Origin of the sequence: Pseudomonas sp. BJa3, assembly GCF_026343815.1 — a bacterium.
Taxonomy (GTDB): domain Bacteria; phylum Pseudomonadota; class Gammaproteobacteria; order Pseudomonadales; family Pseudomonadaceae; genus Aquipseudomonas; species Aquipseudomonas soli.
Genome location: NZ_JAOXMC010000301.1, coordinates 1 through 261 on the forward strand (window position 1 = coordinate 1; position 261 = coordinate 261).

Sequence of the window (261 nt, forward strand, 5' to 3'; positions counted from 1 at the left end):
GAAGGCCACGCGCGCGGCGATCCACATCGCGCGGTCATTCGCGTGGCCCAACAGCACGGACTGCAACCGCAGCGCGCATTCGGCGATGCACTGGTCGTAGAGTTCGATGCGCTCGACGGCATCGGCACGCGCGGCGGTCCAGTCCTGCGTCTCGACGCGGCGCTTCGCCCGCCGCGTGATCTCGGCGAAGCGCGCGTGGTAGTCCGCGAACGCGTGGTGGATCAGGCGGGCGATGGCGTCGGCGTGGACCATGCCGGCGAT

At 70.5% G+C, this 261-nt stretch carries 1 protein-coding gene; it reads right to left on the reverse strand.

Features of this window, described 5'->3' with window-relative positions:
- Positions 1-261: isocitrate dehydrogenase kinase/phosphatase AceK regulatory subunit (locus tag OH705_RS27790; protein ID WP_267303506.1), on the reverse strand; the 261-nt coding region annotated here is incomplete at both ends.